This is a genomic window from Gryllotalpicola sp. (genome assembly GCF_027352875.1).
In the GTDB taxonomy this organism is placed as follows: domain Bacteria; phylum Actinomycetota; class Actinomycetes; order Actinomycetales; family Microbacteriaceae; genus Gryllotalpicola.
In genome coordinates, this window is the sequence record NZ_DAIEII010000063.1 from 24,074 (window position 1) to 32,731 (window position 8,658).

Genomic DNA, 8,658 nt, shown 5'->3' on the forward strand with positions numbered 1-8,658 from the left:
CTCGGCCAGCCTCGCCCGGGCCGCTCCCTGAGCGAGCGGAGCGAGACGAAGGGCCTGCCCCTGAACCCCGCCTTCGGACCTTCCCCGAACGCCGCGTCGATCACGCTCCCGGGGGAACGCCACGCCCTCCCGGGCGCAGCTCATCCCGCCGGTCGGCCCGGCCGAGAACGACGTCGCCGGCGCCCGTTGGGTGCCGGTCGAGCACCAGTCCGGCACCCGCGCCTTCCTCCGCCTGCAGCGCCAGATCGTCATCGCCTTTGAGAAGGTCCGCGTCACCGGCGTCGTATTCCTCCCCTGGCGAGCCGGCGACCCCGTCGTCGGCTCGCAACTGCGCGACATCCCCATCGCGAAGATCGAGGGCGCCATCAACCAGCGCCTCATCGGCATCAAACGCATCGGCACCCTCACCGGTGGGAAGATCGTGCTGCCGAGCGGCCGCACCATCCGCGACAAGGACGTCTTCAAGCCCCTCGGCGACCTCCGCACCGACCCCGACTTCTACGACCTCGTCGCCCTCCAGCACGCCGGCCTTGCGAAGAACGGCGACCGGAACCCAACTGCGACGATGGCGCCCGCCAACGGCGTACCGCTCTCCACCACGCAGGACTGGGTCACGAAGGCGCGCGGGCGCGGGCTGCTGCCACCGGGGAGGGCAGGGTAGTCAGATGCCGGACCTCATGTCAGCCCCTTGAGAACTTGCACTGGGAGACCAGCACTGCATTGATGTCGGAGCACCCCACTACGTTGGATTGCGGGCGCTGACGCCCATCCACAACGAGGAAGAAGGGACGATGGCCGGGGAGATCTCTGCTGCTGACGCGGATGCCGCGTCCGCTGACAACCTCATCACACTCGCTGATCTGTTCCCGACGCTCGGTGATGCGACACCTCTGGATCATCTCGTGAGCGCTGCCGCGACGCGAACCTGGTTCAACTTCGCCGGATTCACGACTTGGTCCGACATCTCTTTTATGGGCCTGGACGAAATCGAGGGATGGCCAGGACTCGGTCGCCAGCGCGTCGAACAACTGATGAATGACCTCGCACGGACGGTCCTCGCCTCTGGCCCCGAGCCGCTCGCGGAAGATGCAGCACCCGAGCCGGACATCGCTTCAAGTTCAATGACCTTCGGGGAGCTGTTTCCTTCGATCCGTCCTGCCGCTCTGGTCGAGAACCTGGTCACGGACACCAGGACGCGAAACGCCATCGGTCGGCGCGGTCTGACGACCTGGGCACAAGTTGCCCCGCTCACGGTCGAGGTGGTCCGGAGGTGGAACGGGATTGGCGCGGGGTCTGTTCAGTCACTACTCCAGGACTTGACCGCATACGAGCCTGATCACGCTCGAGCGCCAAGCACACACCGCCCTCGACCAAATCACCCCTCCACCTTGCCCTTGACAGCAATAGGAGCATCCACTCAGCAGGACGTCACCATGCGGAGTGGGCGAACGTCCTCTATTCGCTCCCAGCTGAGTCGACTCGGAAGCTGGAGGAGAGGATCGCGGACGCCTTTGCTGCCGAGGTTCTGATTCCGGTCGCCACGGCCGCTCCCGATCGGAGTTGGCTGAGCGCTCGAGTTCTCAGCGACGTCTACGGCAAGGTCCGCGCCTCGCGTGCCGCTGTCGCCATGCGTGCCGTGGAGATTGCCCCCGAACAGGATTCAGCTGTCGTCATAGTTGCGGACCACCGTGGCATCGTGACCTTCGCCCGTGCCAGCACAGACGAGTTGTACACGCCGGCCAGAGGAAGGGTGCAACCGAGCCTCGCGGAACTGATCGGCCAGGCGGGTGAAGGGAACGGAACCGCCGATGGTGACTTGTCGAGCGGCATCGAGTTCGCATCAGGATGGGCGCAGCACGATCTGCATGCCGAGGTCGCGCTTGACCACACGTACGCGTATGCGTTCGCCGTGATCCGTTTGAGCCAACGATTCGGTGCCAAGACGTCCTGGGAACGGGTCGAGTTCGAGTGCCCGAGCGCCGCCTGCGAGGCAGTGTTTGTTGTCGACAGCTCGATCACGATATGCGGCAAGTGCTCTACCCCCAAGTGCCCAGAATGCCGGACCTGCGCTTGCGAGCCGACCGCGAGCGCGACGTGTCCGCACTGCTTCATGCAACTGTCCGCAGCCGAGGCAGCCAACCCGAGCCTGCATGAGTGCCTTTAGTCCTCGGCTCGCTACGGTCACGGACTCAGCGTCCATGTCAGACCCAGAGACGTTCTACAGGAAGCGTGTGGATCCGGTCCTCGACCTGATAGCCCCTGCTTCCGAGATGGAAAGCGATGCCAGCGACGAACGCGCTGCCGAGCCGGTCGCGAAGCTTCCGCAGCCCTGACAGCTGCTTCGAGTCGACATGATCCCCGGCCTTGATCTCAATCCCGAGCATGGCGCCGTCACGGCGTTCAAGGACAAGGTCGACCTCGTCGTCGTCTCGGGTGCGCCAGTGCCCCGCCGTGACGATATCGTCCATCCACGTCGTCTGGCGGATGACCTCTTGAACGACGAAGGATTCGACCAGGTGGCCGAACTCGGTAAGTGCGGAAGCGTCGCCTCGCTCCAGCTTTGGCCGGCTGAGTCGGAGCAGATGCGCCCCGATACCTGAGTCGATGACGTGAACCTTGGGCGCTTCGACGCTCCGCGACGACACAGTGGTCCCCCATGCGGGCAAAGTGCCGATGAGGAACAGTGACTCAAGGAGCTCCAGGTAAGCGGTGGCGGTGCCGCGGGACACCTCCAGCGTCTCGCCGATCTTCGTGATGTTGAGCAGTCCGGCAGTCTGCCCCACCGCTCGGGTGAACAGCTTCGGTAACGCGGAGGCTCGGTTCAGCTGGCGGAGTTGTCCGGCATCGCGGCGAAGAGACTGCCGCACATGACCGGCGAACCAGCGGCCTCTTGCAATCTCGTCGGGTTCTCCGACTGCGAGGGGCATCCCGCCGCGGGTGATCCGATCGACATAGTCCATCCGATGAGCCGTAGCGGCGTCGGCCGTGTGCGGAATGTCCCCCTCGAATGCCCGCTCGATGAAGCGATTATTCGTGCCATCGATCTCGGTCTGCGTCAGCGGCAGCACCGCCAAGCGCTGGATCCGTCCGGTCAGCGCCTGCGTACCTGCCGGGAGCGAGTCGTAGCTCGCGGACCCGGCGAGCACGAACATGCCGAACTGCGTGCCCTTGTTCAGGCGGGCCTTGATCGACTGCAGCACCGCCGGGATGCGCTGGTACTCGTCGACGAGCACCGGGAGCGCCTCCTCGGTGATGAGCGAGAGATTCTGCTGCGCGAGCGCGAAAACGGCCGCGTCATCGAAGTCGAACAGACGCGCTTCCGGGGTCCCTGCAGCGATCTCCGCGAGCAGCGTCGACTTCCCCACACTCCGCGGACCCTCCAGGAGCAGCACTGGCGTTTGCGCGATGCGCTCCCGAACGACAGGCAGGAGGCGTCGTTCGACCCGCTCGCTCATGTAGTCAGGCTATCAGAGGTCAGCAATCAGCCGAGCCATGTTTTGACACTTAGCCGAGACTATTTCTGACATCTAGCCGTGTATGGCGTTTGCAATCAGCCGTACCTAATCTTGCCATCCCGTCGGCGCCAGTAGGCGTGGATCGGGGCGAACTTCGCGAGGGCGGTCTTGCGTTCCACGACGTGCCCGCTCGCGGCGGCACGGATGAGCGCAGCCGCGCGGAGCAGGGTGGCGTGCAACGCGTAGTCCGGCACATCGCCGAGCCCTGCCTCAACATCGACGGCGAGATCGGTAGTCATCGAAGCGCGGAGTTTCGCTCGGACCCGGTGGCGACCACTTGCGTCGAGCCACGGGGTTTCCCAGCCGACCAGCGTCGTGACGACGCCCCAGGCGATCCCCTGCGACAGTCGCCGCCCACCCGATCGCCGAGGTCGAGCCACGAGACTATACGCTTCCCATTCCTCGACCCACCACCGGCCTCGCTTGCGGTATGCCTTCAGCTCGCCGGACTCGATCAGCTGCCGCACCCGACGATCAGACACCCCACGCAACCGCGCGACCTGCTGCACAGTAAACACCCGCACGCGGCGGGTCGGCTGCGTCGGCTTCCGGGGCATGCATCGTGCGGCACCCGCCGCTGGTCTGTGCCATTTTCGTGCCATTTTTTTCACGAGGACGTACTGAAACCAACTGCGACCAATCAGAAGAATCCCTGATCACAGGCTCGCCGGTCACATAGATACAGTGCGAAATCGCCCCGAAGTCACTGAAAATCGTGAGGTCACGGGATCGACGCCCGTCGGAGCCACTTCCTTCTTCCCCAGTAACGGCGCGGAAGTTCGTCGCTCAGACATGAAGATCGGCCGGCCTCGCTGTCACGAAACCACCCGATTCTGTCACTAACGCTTCTCTCGAAGCCCACGAGCAGGCCGTGGCCATTGGACCTCTAACTGGGCCGTCAGGCTTCCGGCGAGGACTCATCTTTCGCCTCGGCATCGTCCGAACGCTCCCTCTCGGCCGCCGATGGACTCGATGACATCTGTGCCTCTCCGAGCGACGTCTTAACTTCGACCTTCACGGCGAACGGCGTTAGCTTCGCCGCCTCTCTTTCAAGGTGGGCGACGTCGCTTTCGTTCCACTTGGCCTGCGTCGTCGCCAGAACAATGCGATCCGCGCGGAGAACTTGGGCAATCCGCAGAAGCTTCTTTGTACTCGGCCCGCGTTTCCCCTTCGTGAAGAGCCCGTTCGATTTCGCCTCGACAAGAACAACGTCATGGTTCACGCTCGCGATCACATCGACTTCCGCGACCCGGTCTCCACTTGCAAGTTCGTAGAACTCCAATTCCGGCGCGTCCATGTATGTGCCGGTCCCGGCTCGAAGCGCTGATGCAGCAAGGAGGACAACATCGCCATTGGCGGCAAGGAGTTCGCGAAAGGCCGCGTAGAGGTCGTAGAACCACCGAGGCTCTGACCGCTTCTTTTTCCAACGCTCAGACAAGAGAGCGTTTGCCGCGGCACATTGCGGGCACTCGTACCACTGGCCCAATCGGTCTGCGTCAATGAACGATGGTCGCCCGCACTCAACGCAGTCCAGGATCAGACCACGGCGCAAGAGCCGAGCCGAGGAAAGTTGATCCACTAGGGCAGTGGCCGCTCCAACTCCGCCCGCAAGCAGTTTCTGCATCGCATCGAACGTCAAATATGGATCAAGCCCGAGGACAACCGTATCCTGGTCCGCTTGCCGCTCCTGACTCGTCGGAGGTTTCCTCCTAGGTATGAACGCGCGAAACATCTCGACGTTCTCCGGCTTCATCAGATCGAGGAGCGCATCGCGGGAGCCAAGGCGTCGGCGTACAAGCTCCGTCTGGCGGCCGGGCTGCGACAGACGGACCCCAAGACCTTCCGGTTCCGCCATAGCCTCCACCCAGGCAAGCATCGAAAGGCTGCGGAGGCGAGGACGACCGATCCGGCCGGGTAAGAACGAGCCCGTCGCAACGAACCCCATTGAGTGCGGATCAAAGCTGACTGACTCACGACTGGCACGAAGATTGACCGGCGGCACCGGCCCGTCCTCGACCACAAGCGCGTGACTAGGGAAATCCCGTCCGCGTGGCATGGTGTCGCGAGCGAATCCGACGTCGACATACCAGTACGGCACCCACCCAGAGTTCTGGGGGTACACAAGGTCAGATGGCACGGGAGACTCGAATCCCGCCATCGCCTCCAGAACCCCATCCGATTGCTTCACTACCGGAATCGGCACCGAAGCGCCGACGTGCTCGTTCACGGCGTACTCAAGGTAGCCGCCGTCAAGAACTGGTGAACCGACCCGTACCGCCTTCTGCTCGCGCCCTGCCGTCACACCCCGAGGGAAAGTCGAAGCCATGACCCGCAGGGCGATGTCTTCTACGTAGGCGTCGGTCGCAGATGTTGATGTCAAGACCATTTGAGAAGCAGCGTGCTCTAAGTCGGATAGGAGGTTCCAGATTGGGATCTGAATCTCTTGGCGGAACACTTCTCCGTCATCGAGGAGTTCTGGTGTTAGCCAGATGCCGTTCCCGATGAGGCGGTCATAGGCCACGGCGAGAGCGAAGTCCGTGCCGGTGTCCCCGACAACGAGTGCCGCGCGATCTTTGAGATAGCCGGTCGACACCTCGATTAGGCGTTGGTCAGCGAGGAACCACCTCTCAAGTCCGCTTGAGGCTCGCGTCGCGATCTGGTTCGCGTTCCATATCAACGATGTCGGTGCGTCCCCATCTGGACGAATGAGCCAGCCGAGCCCATCGACCGTCGGCTCCGGCGGCGAGCCTGTCGCGGCCTCGGTCTGCGCAACTCCGACCCGCATCGCCGCGAAGAGGCCGAGATCGGAACGCCAACTCTCCGACGCCGCGAGCCGCGCCCACTCGGTCGGCGTCGGAGCGGGCGCTAAGCCGCGTCGGAAGCGATCTTCGCCCGGGTCCCGCCGACGAAGCGTCGTAACCGTCTCCATCTGCCTATCCGAATGGTCATCTCGGAACGGCACCGCACGCATCGGCGAGCACCATGTCACGACCTCGTCACGAGCCGTTTCGGACTGGATCACGCCTGTGTGACACTGATTCGTCTCGATCATTCGAAGCCGCTCGGACTCGTCGACCCCGTCAATCCCGATGATGCCGGGATACCACGCTTCCAGTGTCGACCACGGAAGATCGAGGGAGACGACGTGATCTGGGTCGTAGGCGCGGACGATCTCCGCGAACTCCGGCGCTGGGCGCGAGGTCTTGATGTCGAAGGGGACGAAGATGAAGCCGCCGCCGCCCCAGTAGCCGGAGGCGATCGTAAGCGCGGTCATCGCCCAATCACGCCAGTGCTCGTCGCCCGCGACCATCATGGCCACCCGCGGCGGTCGAAGAACCACCGAGGCTGAGACAAAGCCGACTTCGGATGTCACGAACGTATCTAAGCGCAAACCCCGAGTTTGCGGCCGATTCGCGCGCCACCGCGGAGGCCCTAAGTGTGCGGCCGCAAGGTCCCCGAGAGAACGTCGACGGCATCTCTTTTGGCATCCGGCAGAGCGTGCGCATAAGTGGTCAACAGCACCGCGGGCGAGTGCCCGAGGATGCCCGCCACCACGACGGGAGCGATGCCGCGCTGGAGCAGCAGAGTCGCGACCGTGTGCCGCACGTCATGGAGACGAATGCGAGGCAGCCCCGCCGCCTTTGCGATCCGCTGGAACATATCCCCGTAGACATCGGGCATGATCGGACGCCCGATCGGGTCGACCACAACAAGCCGCTGCGGATCGCGCTTGGCCGCGAACGGGACGTGACCTCGACACTGCGTGGCTCCGGCCTAAAAGAGGCTTTGCGCCGCGCGAGCCACACTGCGCTAGTGTCATATGCTCCTGCCAGTTGTCACCCACTCGCCGTACACTCGACGCATGACGCCGACCGCCGCTGAGGTCTTCGAGACCGCGAAGGCGCTGCCCCGCGAGGAGCGCGCCGAGTTGACGCAAGAGCTGCTGCGCACCCTCGGCACGGCCGACGTCTCCGACGAGGCCCGGCTTGCGGCGCTCCGCGATGCGGTCGACGCCGCGGAGGCAAGCATCGAGGCGGGCCGATTCGACCGGGTTCCCACTGACGGGTTGCGTGGATACATTCGGCAGATCAGCCAGGACGCCGCCGAGATCGCCGCCACGAAGACCGCGTGACGTTCAGCCTTGTCATCGCCGCCGAGGCGAGGACAGACATCCGCGACATTCTCGCCTGGTCCCAAGCGCGATTCGGCGACGCGGTTCGCGAGGGCTACGAAGAACTCATCTTCGTCGCCATCTCCGCCATCGCCGAAGACCCGACACGCATTGGTGCCCACGCGCGACCCGAGCTCGGACAGACCGTGCAGAGCTGGCACCTCGCGCTCAGTCGCGACCACGTCGACACAGACGTCCACCGCATCGTCTCACCTCGCCACTTCGTCATCTACCGCCAGGTCGGAGACAAGGTCCACATCCTCCGCGTGCTCCACGAGGCCATGAGCCTGCACGACCACCGCATCTCCTGACCAACAGCCAGCAGACTCGCGCGGACCCGCACGCCAGGCTGCCCGAAGAGCGCTGACAATTGGCGAGCCCGCGTGATCCTGGGGACGACCCTTGCGCCACTAGCCTGACGGAATGGCGTAGACGACCAGCTACTGGCTGACGCCTCGCGTGCTCTCCGACTGAAGCGCCCCAGGTTTGATGCCGCATCCTATTGAGTTGACGGATGTATGTCATGCCGAAGAGAATCGATCCTGCCCTTCGTGATCGGGCGGTCCGTCTGGTTCGTGAGCACCGGTCGGAATACCCCTCGCTGACGGCTGCGTCAGCGGCCGTTGCCCGCCAGGTCGGCGTCGGCCACGAGTCCGTGCGCCGCTGGCTGCTGCAAGCCGATATCGACGATGGCACCCGCGACGGGGTGACCACTGTCGAGCATGCCGAGATCAAGAAGTTGAAGGCAGAGAACACGCGCCTGCGTGAGGACGTCGCGATCCTGCGGGCGGCGACGAGTTTCTGGTTGCGTCCAATAGCGTGGTGTATCGGATCCTGGTGAGTGTGTTGTCGTAGATGAGAACGGCCACCGCGTGATTCTTGGAAAGACCTATCAAAACCGTTTCCGAAAGAAGACACGCGATGACCGCACCCCATTTTATTGACCCTGCCCGTTTCCTGTCCGAACAGCTC

7 protein-coding genes and 3 pseudogenes are annotated in these 8,658 nt (G+C 63.9%); 5 read left to right on the forward strand and 5 right to left on the reverse strand.

What is annotated here, in order from left to right:
• Positions 1–190 precede the first annotated feature (190 nt).
• Complete coding sequence (locus M7D61_RS07495; RefSeq protein ID WP_298229100.1) at positions 191–661, forward strand: hypothetical protein; 471 nt, start codon at positions 191–193, stop codon at positions 659–661.
• 1,035 nt (positions 662–1,696) lie between these two features.
• Positions 1,697–2,164, forward strand: a complete 468-nt coding sequence (locus tag M7D61_RS07500) for a hypothetical protein (RefSeq protein WP_298229102.1) — start codon at positions 1,697–1,699, stop codon at positions 2,162–2,164.
• A gap of 37 nt (positions 2,165–2,201) precedes the next feature.
• Here M7D61_RS07500 and M7D61_RS07505 read toward each other — a convergent pair whose 3' ends face one another.
• The 5 genes and pseudogenes from M7D61_RS07505 to M7D61_RS07520 all read right to left on the reverse strand — a co-directional run.
• Complete coding sequence (locus tag M7D61_RS07505) at positions 2,202–3,455, reverse strand: ATP-binding protein (protein ID WP_298229104.1); 1,254 nt, start codon at positions 3,453–3,455, stop codon at positions 2,202–2,204.
• A gap of 95 nt (positions 3,456–3,550) precedes the next feature.
• On the reverse strand, positions 3,551–3,754 hold the full coding sequence (locus M7D61_RS07510) for a hypothetical protein (RefSeq protein ID WP_298229106.1): 204 nt from the start codon (positions 3,752–3,754) through the stop codon (positions 3,551–3,553).
• A gap of 177 nt (positions 3,755–3,931) precedes the next feature.
• Positions 3,932–4,117 (reverse strand): annotated as a pseudogene (locus M7D61_RS09880) (helix-turn-helix domain-containing protein); the annotation flags it as partial.
• A gap of 296 nt (positions 4,118–4,413) precedes the next feature.
• On the reverse strand, positions 4,414–6,888 hold the full coding sequence (locus tag M7D61_RS07515) for a hypothetical protein (protein WP_298229107.1): 2,475 nt from the start codon (positions 6,886–6,888) through the stop codon (positions 4,414–4,416).
• A 59-nt stretch (positions 6,889–6,947) separates the two neighbouring features.
• Positions 6,948–7,229 (reverse strand): annotated as a pseudogene (locus M7D61_RS07520) (tyrosine-type recombinase/integrase); the annotation flags it as partial.
• 148 nt (positions 7,230–7,377) lie between these two features.
• On the opposite strand from M7D61_RS07520, the gene M7D61_RS07525 reads away from it, so the two are divergent.
• The 3 genes and pseudogenes from M7D61_RS07525 to M7D61_RS07535 all read left to right on the forward strand — a co-directional run.
• A complete protein-coding gene (locus M7D61_RS07525) occupies positions 7,378–7,647 on the forward strand; it encodes a hypothetical protein (RefSeq protein WP_298229108.1) in 270 nt (89 codons plus the stop codon).
• Positions 7,644–7,997 (forward strand): type II toxin-antitoxin system RelE/ParE family toxin, encoded by a 354-nt coding sequence (locus tag M7D61_RS07530; protein WP_298229109.1) that lies wholly within the window; start codon positions 7,644–7,646, stop codon positions 7,995–7,997. The genes M7D61_RS07525 and M7D61_RS07530 overlap by 4 nt, the downstream gene beginning before the upstream one ends.
• A 212-nt stretch (positions 7,998–8,209) precedes the next feature.
• Positions 8,210–8,488, forward strand: a pseudogene (locus tag M7D61_RS07535) (IS3 family transposase); the annotation flags it as partial.
• Positions 8,489–8,658 lie beyond the last annotated feature (170 nt).